Annotated in this window: 18 protein-coding genes; 8 read left to right on the top strand and 10 right to left on the bottom strand. The window is 67.3% G+C overall.

The window, feature by feature from the left end; all coding sequences use genetic code 11:
* Positions 1 to 254: 254 nt before the first annotated feature.
* The 3 genes from ABY44_RS31610 to ABY44_RS31600 all read left to right on the top strand — a co-directional run bounded on the left by ABY44_RS31610 (position 255) and on the right by ABY44_RS31600 (position 3,164).
* Positions 255 to 1,292 carry an ABC transporter substrate-binding protein gene (locus ABY44_RS31610; protein ID WP_060086094.1) on the top strand — a complete coding sequence of 346 codons (1,038 nt, stop codon included), beginning with the start codon at positions 255 to 257 and terminating at the stop codon, positions 1,290 to 1,292.
* Positions 1,293 to 1,362: 70 nt separating this feature from the next.
* Positions 1,363 to 2,328 carry an ABC transporter permease gene (locus ABY44_RS31605; protein WP_021160532.1) on the top strand — a complete coding sequence of 322 codons (966 nt, stop codon included), beginning with the start codon at positions 1,363 to 1,365 and terminating at the stop codon, positions 2,326 to 2,328.
* 14 nt (positions 2,329 to 2,342) lie between these two features.
* On the top strand, positions 2,343 to 3,164 hold the full coding sequence (locus ABY44_RS31600) for a quaternary amine ABC transporter ATP-binding protein (RefSeq protein WP_060174204.1): 822 nt from the start codon (positions 2,343 to 2,345) through the stop codon (positions 3,162 to 3,164).
* A gap of 14 nt (positions 3,165 to 3,178) precedes the next feature.
* On the opposite strand, the gene ABY44_RS31595 is transcribed toward ABY44_RS31600, so the two are convergent.
* Entirely contained in the window at positions 3,179 to 4,210 is a 1,032-nt protein-coding gene (locus ABY44_RS31595; RefSeq protein ID WP_060180718.1) for an NAD(P)H-quinone oxidoreductase, read from the bottom strand.
* Between the two features lie 121 nt (positions 4,211 to 4,331).
* On the opposite strand from ABY44_RS31595, the gene ABY44_RS31590 reads away from it, so the two are divergent.
* On the top strand, positions 4,332 to 5,225 hold the full coding sequence (locus tag ABY44_RS31590; protein ID WP_134256616.1) for a LysR family transcriptional regulator: 894 nt from the start codon (positions 4,332 to 4,334) through the stop codon (positions 5,223 to 5,225).
* 155 nt (positions 5,226 to 5,380) lie between these two features.
* The gene (locus ABY44_RS31585; RefSeq protein ID WP_027789908.1) at positions 5,381 to 5,680 is read left to right on the top strand and encodes a barstar family protein; all 300 of its coding nucleotides are present in this window, start codon (positions 5,381 to 5,383) and stop codon (positions 5,678 to 5,680) included.
* 86 nt (positions 5,681 to 5,766) lie between these two features.
* On the opposite strand, the gene ABY44_RS31580 is transcribed toward ABY44_RS31585, so the two are convergent.
* The 5 genes from ABY44_RS31580 to ABY44_RS31560 form a co-directional block, all read right to left on the bottom strand.
* Positions 5,767 to 7,434 (bottom strand): GMC family oxidoreductase, encoded by a 1,668-nt coding sequence (locus ABY44_RS31580; protein ID WP_431643152.1) that lies wholly within the window; start codon positions 7,432 to 7,434, stop codon positions 5,767 to 5,769.
* A 15-nt stretch (positions 7,435 to 7,449) separates the two neighbouring features.
* Positions 7,450 to 8,667 carry a mandelate racemase/muconate lactonizing enzyme family protein gene (locus ABY44_RS31575; RefSeq protein WP_431643150.1) on the bottom strand — a complete coding sequence of 406 codons (1,218 nt, stop codon included), beginning with the start codon at positions 8,665 to 8,667 and terminating at the stop codon, positions 7,450 to 7,452.
* Positions 8,664 to 10,010 carry an MFS transporter gene (locus ABY44_RS31570; RefSeq protein WP_431643148.1) on the bottom strand — a complete coding sequence of 449 codons (1,347 nt, stop codon included), beginning with the start codon at positions 10,008 to 10,010 and terminating at the stop codon, positions 8,664 to 8,666. The genes ABY44_RS31575 and ABY44_RS31570 overlap by 4 nt, the downstream gene beginning before the upstream one ends.
* Before the next feature lie 130 nt (positions 10,011 to 10,140).
* Positions 10,141 to 11,565 carry an aldehyde dehydrogenase gene (gene aldA, locus ABY44_RS31565; protein ID WP_124533833.1) on the bottom strand — a complete coding sequence of 475 codons (1,425 nt, stop codon included), beginning with the start codon at positions 11,563 to 11,565 and terminating at the stop codon, positions 10,141 to 10,143.
* Between the two features lie 333 nt (positions 11,566 to 11,898).
* A complete protein-coding gene (locus ABY44_RS31560; protein WP_011356424.1) occupies positions 11,899 to 12,837 on the bottom strand; it encodes a LysR substrate-binding domain-containing protein in 939 nt (312 codons plus the stop codon).
* Positions 12,838 to 13,076: 239 nt separating this feature from the next.
* Here ABY44_RS31560 and ABY44_RS31555 point away from each other — a divergent pair, with 239 nt between their 5' ends.
* Entirely contained in the window at positions 13,077 to 13,952 is an 876-nt protein-coding gene (locus ABY44_RS31555) for a LysR substrate-binding domain-containing protein (RefSeq protein ID WP_027789902.1), read from the top strand.
* Positions 13,953 to 14,021: 69 nt separating this feature from the next.
* On the opposite strand, the gene ABY44_RS31550 is transcribed toward ABY44_RS31555, so the two are convergent.
* From ABY44_RS31550 to ABY44_RS31540, 3 genes are all read right to left on the bottom strand, one after another.
* Complete coding sequence (locus ABY44_RS31550) at positions 14,022 to 14,387, bottom strand: hypothetical protein (protein WP_155639043.1); 366 nt, start codon at positions 14,385 to 14,387, stop codon at positions 14,022 to 14,024.
* Positions 14,384 to 15,109: a hypothetical protein gene (locus ABY44_RS31545; protein WP_431643142.1), complete on the bottom strand. Its 726-nt coding sequence runs from the start codon at positions 15,107 to 15,109 to the stop codon at positions 14,384 to 14,386. Before ABY44_RS31545 ends, ABY44_RS31550 begins: the two co-directional genes overlap by 4 nt.
* 106 nt (positions 15,110 to 15,215) lie before the next feature.
* Complete coding sequence (locus ABY44_RS31540; RefSeq protein ID WP_119339024.1) at positions 15,216 to 15,950, bottom strand: hypothetical protein; 735 nt, start codon at positions 15,948 to 15,950, stop codon at positions 15,216 to 15,218.
* A gap of 210 nt (positions 15,951 to 16,160) precedes the next feature.
* On the opposite strand from ABY44_RS31540, the gene ABY44_RS31535 reads away from it, so the two are divergent.
* The gene (locus ABY44_RS31535; RefSeq protein ID WP_226150963.1) at positions 16,161 to 16,418 is read left to right on the top strand and encodes a type II toxin-antitoxin system ParD family antitoxin; all 258 of its coding nucleotides are present in this window, start codon (positions 16,161 to 16,163) and stop codon (positions 16,416 to 16,418) included.
* Positions 16,415 to 16,714, top strand: a complete 300-nt coding sequence (locus ABY44_RS31530; RefSeq protein WP_431643158.1) for a type II toxin-antitoxin system RelE/ParE family toxin — start codon at positions 16,415 to 16,417, stop codon at positions 16,712 to 16,714. Before ABY44_RS31535 ends, ABY44_RS31530 begins: the two co-directional genes overlap by 4 nt.
* Before the next feature lie 157 nt (positions 16,715 to 16,871).
* On the opposite strand, the gene ABY44_RS31525 is transcribed toward ABY44_RS31530, so the two are convergent.
* On the bottom strand, positions 16,872 to 18,237 hold a 1,366-nt coding region (locus ABY44_RS31525), incomplete at its 5' end, for an MFS transporter (RefSeq protein ID WP_431643141.1).

Genomic DNA, 18,237 nt, shown 5'->3' with positions numbered 1-18,237 from the left:
GGGGGCGCGACGCAGCCTGGCCGGGGCCGTGCGCAGGCGCGGGAGATCGGCCGGGAGGCCCGCCGGGCGGGCCTGGCGGGGCGCCCGGAGATCGATTGGCGCTGCCGATAGCCATGATCGGAATTACTCGTTTCCCTAAACATATTGGCGGCTGAAACATGCAGGCTGACCGGACGTGGCCGGATGAACGATTCGCCGGTCGCCGCGCATGCCGCGACGCACAAACAACAGATTCGATTTGGAGACGACCCACCATGCAGATTCGACGACTGAAAACGGTCCTTCTCGCCGCCGCGGCGATCCTGTCCGCGCCCGCGGCCCACGCGGCGGGCGGCGCGTGCGCCGACGGCAAGACGGTCCATTTCGCGGGCATCACGTGGGAGAGCGGGTCGTTCGCGACCGAAGTGCTGCGGCAGATCATGGAGAAGGGCTACGGCTGCAAGACGGACGTCGTGCCGGGCAGCACGGCCGCCACCGAAACGGCGCTCGCGCGCAACGACCTGCAGATCTGGGCCGAGCAGTGGACGGGCCGCAGCGAGATCACCGCGAAGGCTGTCTCGTCGGGCGCCGTGAAGCTGATCGGCGACACGCTGCCGGGCGGCACGACCGAAGGCTGGTTCGTGCCCGACTACGTGGTGAAGGGCGATCCGGCGCGCCACATCAAGCCGGTCGCGCCCGGGCTCGTGTCGGTCGACGATCTGCCGAAGTTCAGGCAGGTGTTCGCCGACGAGGAGGAACCGGACAAGGGCCGCTTCCTGAACTGCCCGACGGGCTGGGACTGCGAGCGTGTGAACACGCGTCTGCTGAAGGTGCTGAAGCTCGACCAGTCGTACACGAACTTCCATCCGGGCACCGGCGCGGCGCTCGACGCGGCGATCGCGTCCGCGTACCAGCGCGGCGCGCCGATCGTGTTCTATTACTGGGGCCCGGCCGCGCTGATGGCGAAGTACAAATTCACCGCGCTGAAGATGCCGGCCTATAACGAGGCATGCTGGAAGACGCTGCGCGACGAGAGCAGCACGCACCAGTGCGCGTCGTCGTACATGGTGTCGCGGCTGACGGTCGGCGTGTCGAAGCCGTTCGCCGACGCGAATCCCGATCTCGTCGGCGTATTCGGCAAGGTGCGTTTCCCGATGGACTTCCTGAACCAGACGATCCTCGAGATGACCACGAAGAAGATCGACGGCGCGGCGATGGCCACGCAGTTCCTGAAGACTCGCCAGGACATGTGGAAGCAATGGGTGCCGGCCGACGTCGCGCAGAAGATCGCCGGCAGCCTGAAGGGCGCGTAATCTGCGCGCGGCGGCGGGCCCGCGCCCGCCGCCGCCGTCACGCGCCTTCGCGGCGCGACGGAGAATCAACATGAACGGCTTCTTTCTGCACCTGTCGATCGCCGACTGGGTGAACAGCGCGCTCGAGACTTTCGTCGCGCAATACGGCGACAGCTTCCATCACTTCAGCGTGCTCGTGCTGCGCTACCTGCTCGTGCCGCTCGAAGGCGCGTTGCGCGTGGCGCCGCCGTGGCTCGTGCTGCTGGTCGTCGGCGCGATCGCGTGGAATGCGACGCGCCGCATCGGCCTCGGCGCGCTCTTCATGCTGCTGCTCTACGCGATCGGCTGCTTCGGCCTGTGGGACAAGCTGATGCAGACGCTCGCGCTGATGCTCGTCGCGACGGTGCTGTCGGTCGCGATCGGCGTGCCGGCCGGCATCCTCGCATCGCGCAGCGCGTGGCTGCGGCGGATGCTGCTGCCCGTGCTCGACGTGATGCAGACGCTGCCGAGCTTCGTGTACCTGATCCCGGTGCTGATGCTGTTCGGGCTCGGCAAGGTGCCCGCGATTCTCGCGACGATCATCTATGCGCTGCCGCCGCTGATCCGCCTGACCGATCTCGGCATCCGCCAGGTCGATCCGGACGTGACGGAGGCCGCGCGCGCGTTCGGCACGACGCGCTGGCAGCTGCTCGTCAACGTGCAGCTGCCGCTCGCGCGGCCGAGCATCATGGCTGGCATCAACCAGACGACGATGATGGCGCTGTCGATGGTCGTGATCGCGTCGATGATCGGCTCGCGCGGGCTCGGCGAGGACGTGCTCGCGGGCATCCAGACGCTCGACGTCGGCAAGGGCACGCAGGCCGGCCTCGCGATCGTGATCCTCGCGATCGTGATCGACCGGATCAGCCAGGGCTTCGGCCAGGAGCGGCGCGCGCGCCGCCGGCTCGCGCAGCAGCGCCGGCAGAAGGGCGCGTCGCGCGTGCCGTACCGGCTGCCGCGCAAGGCGCAGCCGGCGGGCGTCGATTCGAATCAGGCGACGCAATCGTCGCGCGCATAGGAACGGAGGCAGACATGGCGACCATCGACGTCAAACACGTGTACAAGCTGTTCGGGCCGCAGGCCGCGCATGCGCGCGTGCTCGACCTGCTGCGTTCGGGCAGGCGCAAGGCCGACGTGCTGGCCGAAACGGGCTGCAACGTCGGGCTCAACGACGTGAGCCTCGGCATCGAGTCGGGCGAGATCTTCGTGATCATGGGGCTGTCGGGTTCCGGGAAATCGACGCTCGTGCGGCACTTCAACCGGCTGATCGAGCCGACGGCCGGCGAGATCGTGATCGACGGCAGCGACGTGATCAAGCTCGACGCGCACGGGCTGCGCGAGCTGCGCCGCTACAAGGTCAGCATGGTGTTCCAGAACTTCGGGCTGCTGCCGCACCAGACCGTGCTCGACAACGCCGCGTATGCGCTGCGCACGCGCGGCGAGAAGCAGCACGACGCGGCTGATGCCGCGCGCAACTGGCTGACGAAGGTCGGGCTCGACGGTTACGGCGATCATTACCCGGACGAGCTGTCGGGCGGGATGCGGCAGCGTGTCGGGCTGGCGCGCGCGCTGGCGGCCGATACCGACGTGCTGCTGATGGACGAGGCGTTTTCCGCGCTCGATCCGCTGATCCGCACCGAGATGCAGGATCAGCTGCTCGAACTGCAGGCGACGCTTGCGAAGACGATCGTGTTCATCACGCACGATCTCGACGAGGCGCTGCGCATCGGCGACCGGATCGCGATCCTGCGTGACGGCGCGCTCGTGCAGGTCGGCACGCCGGACGACATCCTGTCGCGTCCGGCGGACGATTACGTGAAGCGGTTCGTCGAGAAGCGCACGAGCGTGAACTGACGCGTCGTGCCCGGTCAGGCCGCGCGGTGCGCGGCCGTCGTCAGCACGATCTTGCCGACGTGCTCGCCCGAGTCGATCAGCACGTGCGCGCCGCGCGCGTCGTCGAGCGCGAAGGTGCGGAACACCTGCGGCTTGACCGTGCCCGCCGCGACGTGCGGCCACAGTTGCCGTTCGAGTTCGGCGATGAGTGCGCCTTTCTCCTCCGGCGTGCGCGAGCGCAGCGTCGAGCCGATGTGCGTGAGGCGCTTGGTCATCATCGGCCACACGTCGAGTTCCTTCGCCGGCCCGGCGAGCGCGCTGACCTGCAGGATCCGCCCGTTCATCGCCGCGGCGCGGTAATTGCGCGCGACGTAGTCGCCCGCGATGATGTCGAGGATCACGTCCACGCCCTTGCCGGCGGTGATCCTGTCGACTTCGGCCACGAAATCTTCTTCCTGGTAGTGCACCGCGTGATCTGCGCCGAGGCGCAGGCTCGCGGCGCGATGCGCTTCCGAGCCGACCGTCGTGATGACGGTCGACGCGCCCATCGCCTTCGCGATCATCGTCGCGGTGGTGCCGATGCCCGACGCGCCGCCGTGGATCAGCACCGATTCGCCCGCCTGCAGCCGCCCGCGCTGGACCAGGTTCAGCCAGACCGTCAGGAACGTTTCCGGCATCGCCGCGGCTTCGATCATGTCGAGGCCGGGCGGCAGCTTCATCGTCGTGAGGTGATGGGCGACCGCGTATTCCGCATAACCGCCGCCCGTCACCAGCGCGCTGACCCGGTCGCCCGGCGCGAAGTCGCGCACGGCTTCGCCGGTCGCGACCACTTCGCCCGCGATTTCCAGGCCCGGGATGTCGGATGCGCCGGGCGGCGGGTTGTAGAGCCCCTTGCGTTGCAGCACGTCCGGGCCGTTCACGCCGGCGGCGTGAACCCGGATCAGCACTTCGTCGGCTTTCGGCCGCGGCACGGGGCGACGTGCGGTCGCGAGGACTTCAGGGCCGCCGGGGCGGGTGATTTCGACTGCCGCCATGTCGGCGGGAACGGGGGAGAGCGTTTCGGACATGTTTGCCTCGGAAAGACAGGTGAGTGATCGGTGAAAAAAGTATAGGCTTGGGCCTTGATGAATTCGCGCAGCGATTTTCACGACCACAGATGCAAATTTGCATCACACCGGGAGAAGGCGCTTGAACTGGGACGACGCACGGATTTTTCTCGCGATCCACCGCGAACGCAGCCTGCGCGGCGCCGCGCGGGCGGTCGGGCTCGACCAGGCGACGGTCGGCAGGCGGCTCGCGGCGCTCGAGCGCGCGCTCGGGGCGACGCTGTTCCTGCGCACGTCGGCCGGGTACGTGCCGACCGCGGTGGGCGAGGTGGCGCTGCGCAACGTGGAGAAGATGGAACAGTCGGCGATCGATCTGGTGCGGCAGACCCAGGGCGTCGACCGGCGCCTCGCGGGCGACGTGCGCGTGACGACGACCGATACGATCGGGCTCGAATTCGTGATGCGCGCGATGCGCAACCTGCACGACGAGCATCCGGACGTGCGCGTGCTGCTCAACACGTCGACGCAGGTGGAGAACCTGGCCAAGCGCGAGGCGGACATCGCGATCCGCACGATCAAGCCCGACAATCCCGATCTGCTCATGCGCCGGCTCGCAGCATGGCCGACGGCGTTGTACGCGTCAGAGGACTATCTCGCGCGGCATGGCGAGCCGGCGCCCGGCACCGGCTTCGAAGGGCACGACCTCGTGTGCTTCCTGCCACACCTGAATGCGCGCAGCCCGCTGACGGTGGTCGGCGAGCCGGTGCGCGCGGGGCGGATCGTGTCGGGGCTGAATTCGAATCTCATGCTGCGCGCGGCCGCGCGCGCCGGGCTCGGGCTCGCCGAACTCCCGGTGCCGATCGCAGAGCGCGACGGGCTGGTGCGCGTGTGGCCGGCGCGCACGTCGGCGCGGCCCTATGAAGTCTGGATGGTCACGCACAAGGACCTGCGGCATACCGCGCGGATGAGCGCGATGATCGATCACATCGTGCGGGTGTTCGACGAGGTGGCGATGTCGGGCGATGCGGGGGATTGAGTGTGAATCGAAGGACGGGATGCGGCACGCTGCGACGTGTCGGCGATCTGCAGGATCGGCCCGGGCGGGTGTGACCTGTTCGATGCTGGCGAGCCGGCCTTGGGGGCGTGAATAACGAACGGCGGCAGTGATTTTACGGTGAACGAGAGGACTAGATGAATCGATTCAGTGTGGACGGAAAAGCGCTTGGCGATTGGGCGAAGTTTCACGACTACTTCGCGAGCGAATTCGGATTTCCGGGTTACTACGGCCGGAACATGAATGCATGGAATGATTGCATGAGCGACTATTGCTACGAGCACGGCATCGTGTCGCTGCGGATCGACGATGCGGGAGCGTTGAAGGAGCGCAACCCGGAGATTTTCGCCGCACTCGTCGAGTGCAGCGCGTTCATCAATTGGCGAGCAACGAAGGAAGGGGGGGACCCGTTGATCGTGTTGTCCTATTGCGCATAGTCGCGGCGCTGACGTTGCATCGCGTTGCATCGAGTTGCGTCGTGAAGCCGATTGCCGGGACGGCAATCGGCGAAAACGCAGCCGCCTCAATGCGTGACCGTTTCCCGTTCGCTTGCGCTCACGGCAGACGCTTCGCCGTGCCCCGCATCCGCCAGGATCAGATCCGCGCCCTTTTCCGCGACCATCATCGTCGGCGCGTTGATGTTGCCCGACGTGATGTTCGGGAACACCGACGCATCGACGATCCGCAGCGCCTGCAGCCCGTGCACGCGCAGCGACGCATCGACCACCGACGTCGCCGCGTCCGGCCCCATCGCGCACGAGCCGCACAGGTGGTAGATCGAACCCGACTGCTCGCGGAAATACTGCAGCAACGCTTCGTCGGAATCGACCTGCGGCCCCGGCGAGATTTCCTCGACGGTCATCGACTTCAGCGCCGGTGCCCGCATCAGCGCACGGATCACCTTGCTGCCCTGCACGGCTTCGTCGAGATCCTTGCGCGTGGTGAGCGCGTTGACGTGGATCTTCGCGGCATCTTCCGCGCGGTTCGACGCGATCTCGATCGTGCCGCGGCTCGTCGGCCGGCACGGGTTGAACGCGATCAGGAAGCCCGAGTAAGGCTCGGGCTTGATGCTCGCGCGGTCGCTCTTCGGAATCCGGTACGACAGCGGGTTGAAGTAGAGCTGGAGGTTCGGTTCCGGCGCGTCATCCGTGCCGCGGAAGAAGCCGCCGGCCTGGTTCACGCTCATCGCGAGCGGCCCGCGCTTCGTCAGCAGGTAGCGCAGCCCGATCTTCATCTTGCCGAGCAGCGTGCCCATCTCGTCGTTCAGCGTCGGCCGGTTCGCCCTGAAGTAGAAGCTCACGCACAGGTGGTCCTGCAGGTTGCGGCCGACGGCCGGCAGCGCATGCACGAGCGGCACGCGCCGGCGCGCGAGCAGCGCCGGATCGCCGACGCCCGACAGCTGCAGCAGCTTCGGCGTATCGACCGCGCCGGCCGCGAGGATCACCTCGCGCGCGGCGACGAGCGTTTCGTCGCCGCGCTCGCCCGCGACGACCACGCCGGTGGCGCGCGTGCCGTCGAACGTCACGCGCCGCACGAGCACGCCAGCGCGCAGCGTGAGGTTCGCGCGGCCCAGCGCGGGACGCAGGTACGCGAAGCTGCTGGAGCAGCGTTCGCCGTTCTTCGTGTTCAGGTCGTAGATGCCCGCGCCTTCGAACTGCGCGCCGTTGAAGTCGTCGGTGCGCGGCAGGTTCAGTTCGCCGCAGCCCTTCAGGAACTCGTGGACGATCGGATGCACGTCGGCCTTCATCGACGTGATGTGAATCGGCCCCGTCGCGCCGTGATGCTGCGGATCGGTCGTGCCGGCCGCGTGGGTTTCGAGCTTGCGGAAGTACGGCAGCACGTCGTCGTACGCCCAGCCCGGATTGCCGGCGGCCGCCCAGTCGTCGTAGTCGCTGCGCTGGCCGCGCACGTAGACCATCGCGTTGATCGAGCCCGACCCGCCGACCACCTTGCCGCGCGGGCAGTACAGCTTGCGATCGGCGAGCTGCGCTTCGGGCTCGCTGTAGTACATCCAGTTGTAGCGGCGGTTGTAGTAGGTCTTCGTGAAGCCGACCGGCACCTTGAACCAGAACGACGCGTCGCGTTCGCCCGCCTCGAGCAGCAGCACCGAGTGCCGGCCCGATTCGCTCAGGCGGTTCGCGAGGATGCAGCCGGCCGAGCCCGCGCCGACGATGATGTAGTCGTAGCTCATGTCTGTCCTTTGCGCTCAGCCCTTCGCGGGGGCGAGATCCTTCACGTCGACGGGGTGCTCGCCCATCTGCAGGTGCAGCCGTTCGCCCGTGTACGGCGTGTGGCGCCGCACGACGTCCATGTCGAGCTCGATGCCGAGGCCCGGCTCGTTCGACGGGATGATGTAGCCGTCCTCCCAGCGGATCGGCTTCTTCACGACTTCGGCATGGAAACCGCCCCACGTCATGATGCTTTCCTGGATCAGGAAGTTCGGCGTGCAGGTCGCGAGCTGGATGCTCGCGGCGGCGCCCACCGGCCCGTTGTACAGGTGCGGTGCGACCTGCGCGTAGTGCACTTCGGCGAGCGTCGCGATCTTCTTCGCTTCGAGCAGGCCGCCCACGCGTGCGGCGTTCAGCTGCAGGATCGACGCGCCGCCCGCCTGCAGCAGCTTGTGGAACTCGTACTTGGTGGTCAGGCGCTCGCCGGTCGCGATCGGGATCGACGTGTGCTTCGCGACTTGCGCGATCGCTTCTTCCTGGCCGGGGGGAACCGGCTCCTCGAACCACAGCGGGTCGTACTTCTCGAGCCGCTTCGCGAGCCGGATCGCCGACGACGGCACCATCTGCCCGTGCGTGCCGAACAGCAGGTCGGCCTTGCTGCCGACGGCTTCGCGCACCTTGCGGCAGAACGTCTCGCAGCGGTCGAGCACGTCCAGCGACAGCTGGTGGCCCGAGTAGGCCGTGTACGGGCCGGCCGGGTCGAACTTCACGGCGGTGAAGCCGAGCTTCACGTTCTCGGCCGCGCATTCGGCCGCGAGATCGGGATCGTCGTAGTCGTATTCGCCCTTCGCGTTCTTCGGGTACAGGTACGTGTACGAGCGCAGCCGCTCGTGGATCTGCCCGCCGAGCAGTTCGTACACGGGCTTGCCGGCGGCCTTGCCGATGATGTCCCAGCACGCCATTTCGAGGCCGCTGACGACACCCATCATCGTGAGATCCGGTCGCTGCGTGAAGCCGCTCGAATAGGCCTGGCGGAACAGCCGTTCGACGTGATGCGGATCGCGGTTCAGCAGGTGGCGTTCGAACACGTCTTCGATGATCGGGGCCATCGCCTTCGGGCCGAACGTCGCCGAATAGATCTCGCCGACGCCTTCGATGCCGTCGTCGGTCTTCAGCTTCACGAAGATCCAGTACATCCCGCCGACATGCGGCGGCGGCACGGCGACGATATGGGTTTCGAGCGAAACGATCTTCATGCGGACTCCTGGATTCGGTGAATGCGGGTGAGGCGGTATTTGAGGAAGGCGGCCGCGCCCGCGCCGCAGAGCGCGATGGCCGCGATGTAGCCGAAATAGAGCTGGTAGCCGTGCGCGCCCGGGAAGGCCTGCGTCACGTAGCCGTTGATCAGCGGCACGAACACGTCGGGCGAATAGCCGAGCACCGAGATCAGGCCGATCGCGAGGCCGGCGCAATGCGTCGGCACCTTGCAGTCGTCGAGCAGCGACCAGTACAGGCCGCGGATCGCGTAGGTGAGGATGCCGATGAACAGCACGAGCACGACGAGCATCGCCTGCGGGCTGTGCGCGGGCGCGGCGATCAGGCCGACAAGCAACAGCGCGGCGAGCACCAGCGCCCAGAACAGCACCGACACCTTCGATACGCGGTCGCCGAGGAAGCCGCCGCCGATGCCGCCGATCGGGCGCATCCACAGCTTGAGCGTCGTGATGAAGCCGGCCGCCGTCGCGCTGAGCCCGAAATTGCCTTCGTGCAGATAGGCCGAGAAGCTGTAGGTCGCCCAGAACACCTGGTAGCCGCAGAACACGATCGCGGCGACGAGCCACAGCTCGGGGATCGCCGCGAGCGTCTTCAGGTCGGTCAGCACGTTGCCCTGGCGGTCGCTGCCGGTGCGGCGCTGCGCGGCGGCCGCACGGTCGCTCGCGCCCGCCGGATCCTTCACCAGCGCGAGCAGCACGCCGAGCGCGATGCAGAAGAATGCGTACAGGTGCACGACGAGCCTGAAGCCGGCCGCGTCGGTGCCGCCGTGCGCCTGCGTCACGTAGGCGAACAGCGTGATCGCGATCGTCGCGAGCAGCGCCTCGACGAGCCCGCGGCCGCCGTCGAGCAGCCCGAAGAAGCGGCCCTGTTCGTCGGGGCCCGCGATCATGTTCACGCGCTTGATCACGGCGGCCCAGAACGTGAGGCCGGTGGTCAGCCCCCAGCCGCCGAAGATCAGCACGAGCGTGTCGAACGACGGCCCGGTCGCGTAGGCGAGCCCGAGCGCGCCCGTCGCGAGCAGCGAGAAGCAGATCAGCCAGCGCGGCGACAGGCGGTCGGCGAGCCAGCCGCTCGGCAGGTAGCTGACGAGGAAGATCGTGCCGAGCGACGAATACAGGTAGCCGAGCTGCACGTCGTCGATATGGAAGAACTGCAGCATCGTCGGCTGGTACACCTGCCGCAGATACAGCATCGGATAGATCGCGCCTGCGGCAATCACGAGCAGCAGCAGTTGCAGGTAGCGTTGCGCGCGGGAGTGCTGCGACGCGTGAGCGTCGTCGTGCAACGCGAGCGACGCGGCGGGCGTCGACGGTTGGGTCGGCATGATGTCTTCCTCCATCAGGCGTCCGTGAGGCGGACGCCTGCAGTTTTTTTATGGTCTGGTCGGGGCAGGGGCGGCGCGCGGCGTGGTGCGTCGGTGCGCGCGCCGGAAGCGGTGCGTGGGTATCGCGGTGTCAGTACTTCATGACGACGAGGCGCGTCTGCGTGAATTCGAGCATCCCGTGCTTGCCGTCGTCGCCGCCGAGGCCCGAACGTTTCCAGCCGGCATGGAAGCCCTGGTACGGATCGGCCGGCGTGCGGTTCACGTACAGCTCGCCGGCTTCGATCGCGTTCGCGACGGTCATCGCGGTGCGGTAGCGCTCGGTGTAGAGCACCGACGACAGACCGAACTGGTGGTCGTTCGCCTGCGCGATCGCTTCGTCGATCGTCGCGTAGCGCAGCACCGGCATGATCGGGCCGAAGGTCTCCTCCTGCACGATCTCCATGTCCTGCCGCACGCCGGTGAGCAGCGTGGCCGGGTAGAAGAAGCCGGGGCCGTCGGGGATCGCGCCGCCGGTTTCGAGCGTCGCGCCTGCCGCGATCGCGCGTTCGACCATCCCGTGGATGTGCGCGCGTGCCGATGCGCTGACGAGCGGGCCCATCCGCGTGGCGTCTTCCGCCCGGTCGCCGATGCGCACGGCCGCCATCTTCTCCTTCAGCAGTGCGACGAAACGGTCGTGCACGCTGTCGTGTACATACACGCGCTCGATCGCCGTGCAGAGCTGGCCGCAATGGGTCGTCTTCGACGCGACGAGTGCGGCGGCCGCGCGTTCGAGATCGGCGTCGGGCTCGATGATCGCGGGCGTCTTGCCGCCGAGTTCGAGCGACGGCTTCGCGATGTTCGCCTTGCAGTAATCGAGCACCTTGCGGCCCGCGTTCACGCTGCCGGTCAGCGTGATCATCCCGACTGCCGGGTGCGTGCACAGCGCTTCGGCCGTCGCGTGATCCATCGTCAGGAGGTTGACGACGCCCGGCGGGAAGCCCGCATCGTCGGCCGCCTTCGCGATCTCGAACGCGGATACCGGCGTGTGGTTGCTCGGCCGCACGACCACGGTGTTGCCGGCGATCAGCGCGGGCGCGACCTTGCGCAGCAGCGTGTAGACGGGATAGTTGAACGGGATCAGGCACGCGACGACGCCGATCGGCTCGCGCTGCAGGAACAGGTTCTCGTCGGGCGTATCGCTCGGGATGATCTCGCCCTCGATCCGGCGTGCCCACTCGGCGTGATAGCGCGTGATCTGGCCCGCGTAGACGGCTTCGTTCGACGCGTCCTCGACGCTCTTGCCGGATTCCTGCGCGAGCGCCGCGCCGATCTCGGGCGCACGCGCGGTCAGCGCGTCGGCGAAGCGGTGCAGGTACGCGGCGCGCTCGGCGCTCGGCAGCTTGCGCCACGCCTTCTGCGCGGCGGCCGCGGCGTCGACGGCGGCGAGTGCGTCGGCCGGCGTCGCGGCCGGCACGCGCGCGAACGGCGCTTCGGTGGCGGGATTGTGGACGACGATGAACGCGTCGCTTTCCGGGGCGACGAAACGGCCGTTCACGTAATTGCGTTCGGTGCGCATGAAGTGACTCCTCCGATGAATGCAGGCGGATCGCTTCGGGTGGCGACACGCGCGGCACGGGACAGAGGCCATTCTGTTCATGCGTTTAGCGCACGACAAACGACTTATTTTCGTGCCGGGCATGAGAAAAACGCACGTTACTCGGGCTGTCGGCCGGAATCGCCCGTCCGGCAAGGCTGCCGTGGCGCGGGCCGGGGGGGGGGCAGACGCGGGGCGGGCGGTGGCCGGGCCGCATTTTCAGACGGCGCCGAATGCGGACGGGTGAGGAAGCCGGTAAGGTGTCGCCCGCGCGTGCCGGTCGACCGCGTTCGCGGTCGGTCGGGGCGGGGGCTGCTAGGCCAGCGGCACTTGCGGAAGCGGCGACGACGGTTCGAGGTGGCGCTTCGCGAGCCACACTTCCTGCTGCAGCCAGTCGCGGAACTGGACGATGTGCGGCAGGTTCGTCTGTTCGGGCCGCGTGACGAACCAGTACGACTGATGGCCGTCGACGTGCACGTTGAGCACCTGCATCAGTTGCCCGGTCGCCAGTTCGCGCGCGACCATGTGGCGATCGGCGATCGTGATCCCGAGGCCGTCGATCGCCGCGCGGATCGCGTGGTCGAGCAGGTCGAATTCGTAGCCGCCGCGCGTGTCGACGTCGGCGATGCCGGCGGCCTTCAGCCAGTGCTGCCAGGTCAGGTAGCGCTGGTCGTCGGTGGCGAGCACGTGCAGCAGCGTGAAGCGGTTCAGGTCGATCGGCGCGCCGTCCTGTCGCAGCCGCGCATACAGCGCCGGCGCGCAGACGGCGATATGCTGCTCCTGCATCAGCAGTGCGTTGTCGAAGCCGTCCCATTCGCCGTCGCCGAACCGGATCGCGCAGTCGAGTACGCGCGATTCGCCGAGACTGTCGTGAATGCGGGTCGTGAGGCTCAGCTCGAATTCGGGATGCGCGTCGCGCAGCCGGCCGAGCCGCGGCATCAGCCAGCGCGCGGCGAAGGTGGGCGGCACGTTCGCGCGCAGGCGGTTCAGGTGGGTTTTTTCCTGCAGGCTGCGGACGGTCAGCTCGATCTTGTCGAACGATTGCTGCAGCGCGCGCAGCAGCACGCGGCCGGCCGCCGTCAGTTCGAGCTGGTGATGACGCCGCTCGAGCAGGGTTTCGCCGAGCTGGCCTTCGAGCTGGCGAACCTGGCGGCTCACCGCGCTCTGCGTTACGTTGAGCAGTTCGGCCGCGCGCGTGAAGCTGCCGGTGCGGCCGGCCATCTCGAAGGCTTTCAGCGCGTTCAGCGCCGGCATCTTGCGTCTCACGGGGCGGTGTCATGTTTGGTGCGGGATGCTTATTGTAGGCGGGCGGCGCGGGCGCGGGGACGATGAATGGAGGCGAAGGAGAGCGCGGGCCCTCGGGGTTTTTACGGCGCGGCGGCTGGCGTGCAGGGTTGCGATCAGGCGGCCCGCAGGATGGACGGCGGTGACGGCCGGCAACGGCACGAACGACGTGAACGATACGAAAGATACGAACGAAGGGGACACACATCATGCGACGCCTGCCATCGTTGATCGCGCTGCGATTTTTCGAGGAGACCGCGCGTCACCTGAGCTTCAACCGTGCGGCGGTTTCGCTGTGCGTGACCCAGGGGGCGGTGAGCCGGCAGATCCGGCTGCTCGAGGAAGCGCTCGGCGCGCGGCTGTTCGAGCGCGATCACAAGGGCGTGCGCCTGACCGAGGCCGGCGAGCGCTTGCTGCCGTTCATCGGGCAGGCGTTCGACACGATCGAGCGCGGCGTCGACGAAGTCGTCGCCACGCGGCCGGGTGCGAAGCGGCGCCTGACGGTGTCGCTGCCGCCGACGTTCGCGACGCAGTGGTTCTCGCCGCGGCTCGGCACGCTCGCGGAGACGCTGCCCGACGTCGAGCTGTCGATCCGCACCGAGCCGGCCGACGATTGCCATTGCCACATCCGCTTCGGGCGCGCGGCGCGCACGGGGATGCAGTCGGAGCTGCTGATGATGGAGCGGCACGCGCTCGTCGGTGCGCCGCGTTATCGCGGCGATGCGCTCGACGTGCTGCTCGGCCGGCTGCCGTCGCTGCATGTGCTGCACGAAGGCAAGCGCTTGACGCTGTGGGCCGACTGGTGCGAGCAGGCGGGCGTGCCGGTGGCGCGGATCGGCGACGGCATCGAGTTTTCCACGCTCGAACAGGCGATTCGCGCGGCGCGCAAGGGGGCGGGGCTCGCGGTGGTCGACCTGAACATGATCGAGGAGGAGATCGCTGAAGGCAGCCTCGTGCGGCTGTCGCCGGTGCAGCCGATCGGGCCGTTCGGCTATTGGCTCGATGTCGAGCCGGAGAGTGTCGCGGTCGAGCACGTGCTTGCGTTTGCCGCGTGGGTGAGGGAGCAGGTGGGGCGGAAGGGGTAGGGGGGGCGGACGGGGAGATTGCGATGCGCGCGTCGATCGTTCACGCACCGATCCTCTCATTCCGATCTGTCAGAGAGTGTCACACGTTGCGGTGTACAGATCGGGATCCAGACCGAAGTGCATGAACGTTTCCCGGCCCCCGATAGCTTTGGCTTCGGCCTCCGAGATGATGGGCAACGTGGACTTCGACGGATCGATGCGCCCCACGTTGAAGACGGCTCTCGGCGGCGGCGCCGACGCACCGGCCGGCGGTGCGGCCAGCACGGCGGCGGACGTATGCGCGAGACTGCGACGGAGTTCGCGCGCGAGGAATTCTTCAAGGAGTCTTCTCATTTCCGCGCGCCGGACGACACGATTCCCGTTCGTTGTGCGACTGCGTGCCGCCGAAGGCTGCGCAATCTGGAATCCGGCGATTCGGCTGTGCTTTCCCGTCATGCGTAAATCCCCTTCTCGATCAAGTAATCCTGCAGTGTCAGCACGGATGCACCATGCGGCGTAACGTCGAATGTCATCCACCGATGTGATCCGGCGACTCGCCAGAAGTCTCGCCCGACCCGGGTCGCATAGAGCGTGCGCAGGGATCGAAGCGACCCGTCGGCCAAGCCGACCGGATATCCCTGGAAATACTGGAACAGGGCTGCTTCATCCGCATGCGCGCCCGGAATGGGCGCATCGAAACCGAACCTCGGCCATGCGTAGTATCCATGGAGCCGGGGCCCGCCGGGTTCCGGCGGCGATTTGCGGCCCCCCATCGCCAAGGCGCTGATCCGGGCGATGTCCAACGTATCACACGCTCGAACGATTCTCCAGAGCATTGCCGCGCCGAGTCCGGCGACCGCGCCGTCGGCCAGATCGATTGCACGGAGTTCAAGCACTCGCGTGTCAACGGTTCGGAATACCGATATCCGGTTTTCCGATCGAATCAGCGTCGGATGGGTGACGGCAAACGTCAACTTGTCGGCGCTGTCGAGATAGGCCTGAACGTCGGAGCCGGACGGCGCGCCGCACAACGAAACCAGCAACGCGTCGGGAACGTGACCGTCCACACCCAGCAACGCGGAAATATCGAGGCCGTTTCGTTCGACCGCCAGCCGGTCGTCGAAGTACGTCGTCTCGTACGGCAGGACATGGCTGAGGTCGACAAGGCGGGCGGGCATGGTTGCGGTCGAAAAGCGGAAAACCCCAGCCTATCGCCGCGAATCCGCCGCGCCGAGTCCGCCGAACGGCCAACCACGAGGCGGAACGCCCGCCGTCCCGCCCGCCTTACGACCAGTCGAACGTCAGCAGCGCCACGCGGCTGACCGGTTCGTAAAACAGGAGAATCCAGTCGGCGCCCGCCGCGCGATATTCCCATCCGGTCACGCCGGCAACGAAGCGAAAGCGCGCCCCGTCGGGGCCGATCGGCCGGATGTCGTCCGGATCGCTGTCGTCGACCGGGAAATCCGAGGTGCCCGACCAGTTGCCCCAGCCGACCGATCCGCCAAGCTGGTCGACGAGATTGCACGGCTTTTCCTGGCTGAAATCGCGCTCGGCCGGCGCGTACTGGTTGGACGAGTAGAGCACGCCGTATTCGGCGAACCGCTTGCGCGCGGCTTCGATGCTGGCCTGTTGTTCGGCGTAATGCGCTTCCAGTTCCTTGCGATAGCCTGCGTCCCGCGGGTCGGGCGGGTTTTCCAGATAGAAGTAGCGCCGGTCGCCGAGCAGCGTGTAGCGGTTGTCGTCGTCGAGCCGGAACCCGATCCAGTTCGCGCGAAGATAGTCGTTGTGGTACGCGGCCGTGTCCTGCCCGACGAGCCCGTCATAAGGTTCGACCGGGCTGAGCAGGTGGATCCAGCCCTGCCACGACGGATCGACCGTCGACAGGTCGATCGACACGAGCGGATGCAGATGGCGCGCGAGTGCGGCATCGGCCTCGGCAAAGACGTCGGTGTCCGACGGGTAGACCTTCAGGCCGGGTTGTGGCGTGACGATGTCTTCAATCATGATCGGTGTTCGCATGGTGGGCGTTCGGCAAGGCTACACGAGTGAAGGCGAAACCCGGATGAATGCCGGCACCGCAGCAGCAGCCTGCCTGAATCCCGTTCCGTCCATTCACCCGATCGGCCGTGAAAGTGTTCGCGCCGTTCCGTCCGGAGCGTGTCTTCTTGATAATAGTTGATAACCAAGGTACGCTCGGCGGATCGAATTCAATCCGGTCGGGAGGTCGACATGATCAGTGCGGAACTGGGCCAGCAACTGGAGGCTTACGTCGCGAAGCTGGTCGAATCGGGGCGCTACGGATCCAAGAGCGAAGTGCTGCGCGAAGGCGTGCGCCTGATCCAGGATCGCGAGACGCAACTGAATGCGCTGGACGCGGTGATCGCGCGCAGCCTGGCCGATGCGGAAGCAGGACGCGGTGCCGAGGCGGCGGAAGTCTTCGACCGTCTCGAGGCGAAGTATCGGGCGCAGGCGGATCGGCAGGCCTGATCGTGCGCCTGTCCGATTTTGCGATTGACGAACTCGAAGCGGTCGCCGATTACATCGCACGCGACAACCCGCAACGCGCCGTGACGTTCGTGCAGGAGATTCGCGACAAGTGCATGAGTCTGGCCGTGATGCCGCTGGCGTTTCCGCTGGTGCCGCGCTTCGAGCGTCACGGCGTGCGGCACCGCGTGTACGGCAACTATCAGATCTTCTATCGGGTCGTCGGTGATCCGCCGGCGCGGATCGACATTCTTCACATCCTGCACGGCGCGCGGGACTACGCGTCGATTCTGTTCTGAACGAACGCGTGCACCGCATCGCGTCCGGAATGAGCGAACCCGGCCGCGGCCGGGTGCGTTCGAATCGCGATCGGCACCGCCGGCGTGCATCGGCGGCGAGTCGAAGCGAAAGCAACGAGCGTGACGAAGCAGGCGGGCACGCCACCCGCCTCCGTCGTCAATGCCCCGACGCCTCCTCCAGCGTCAGATGTTTCGTCTCCGGCGCCCACGCGATCGACACGATCATCCCCACCAGCAGCACGCCCGCGAGCGCGAACATCGTCGCGTGAAAGCCGAGCGTCGCGATGCCGGCCGGCAGCAGGAACGTGCCGATCGCCGAACCGAGCCGGCTGCACGCGATCGCGAGGCCCACGCCGCTCGCGCGGACTTCGGTCGGGAAGCACTCGGGCGGGAACACGCCGACGAGATTGCTGAACGCCGACATCGTCAGCGTGAAGATCGCGAACGCGACGATCATCGCGACGGCCGCCGCCGACGGCAGCACCGCGAGCGCGACGAGTGACGCGCACGTCACCGCGAACGAGCCGATCAGGAAACCGCGTCGCGACAGCCGGATCGTCAGCCCTATGCCGATCAGCGCGCCCAGCACGAGGAACGCGTTCAGCAGCAGGTCCGCACCGAAGCCTTCGGCGAGGCCGATCGTCTTCAGGATCGTCGGCAGGAACGTGTAGATCGCGAAATACGGAATCACGAGGCACACGAAGAACGCACAGTTGAAAATCGTGCGGCGGATCAGGTCACGCTGGAACAGCCGCGCGAAACCGGCATTCGCATGCGGTTCGGTCGAACCGTCGAGCATCACGTGCGGCCCGAAATGCTTCGCGACGATCGCGCGTGCTTCCTGCACGCGGCCCTTGCCGAGCAGCCAGCGCGGCGATTCGGGTGTACCGATCCGCAGGACCAGCACGATCAGCGCCGGCAAAGCAGCCGATGCGAGCAGCCAGCGCCATGCATCGGGCGTGGCGTCGCCGTATGCGAGGCCGAGCACGTTCGCGGCGACATAGCCGATCGTCCAGATCACGCTGAACGAGCCGAGCAGCGTGCCGCGATGCTTGCGTGGCGAGAATTCGGCGAGGATCGCGTGGCCGACGGTGAAATCGCCGCCCATCCCGAAGCCGATCAGCACGCGCAGTACGCACAGTTCGAGCGGCGACGTGACAAAGAACTGCGCGAACGCGGCCGCCGTGATGATCACGAAGCTCGTCAGGAAGATCTTCTGGCGGCCCATCCGGTCGGACAGCCAGCCGAACACGAGGCTGCCGAGGAAGATGCCGATCAGCGCCGAGCTGCCGATCATCCCCATCCAGAACGCGTCGATCGGCATCTGCCTGCCGAGCGCGGCGAGCGCGTAGCCGATCGTGCCGAGCGTGTAGCCTTCGGTGAAATGCGCGCCGAACGTCAGGCCGGCGATCTTCACGTGGAAACGGTTGAGCGGCACGTCGTCGAGCGCGACGGGGCGGTGCGGCGCATCGGCGCCACGCGACAGCGGCAACGCGCGCGCGGTGCCGGATTGAACGTCGGCT

This window comes from Burkholderia sp. ZZQ-2 (genome assembly GCF_050768715.1).
GTDB classification, from domain to species: domain Bacteria; phylum Pseudomonadota; class Gammaproteobacteria; order Burkholderiales; family Burkholderiaceae; genus Burkholderia; species Burkholderia cepacia.
The sequence above is the reverse complement of the archived record's forward strand: the minus strand, read 5'-3'. Positions and strand labels throughout refer to the sequence as shown.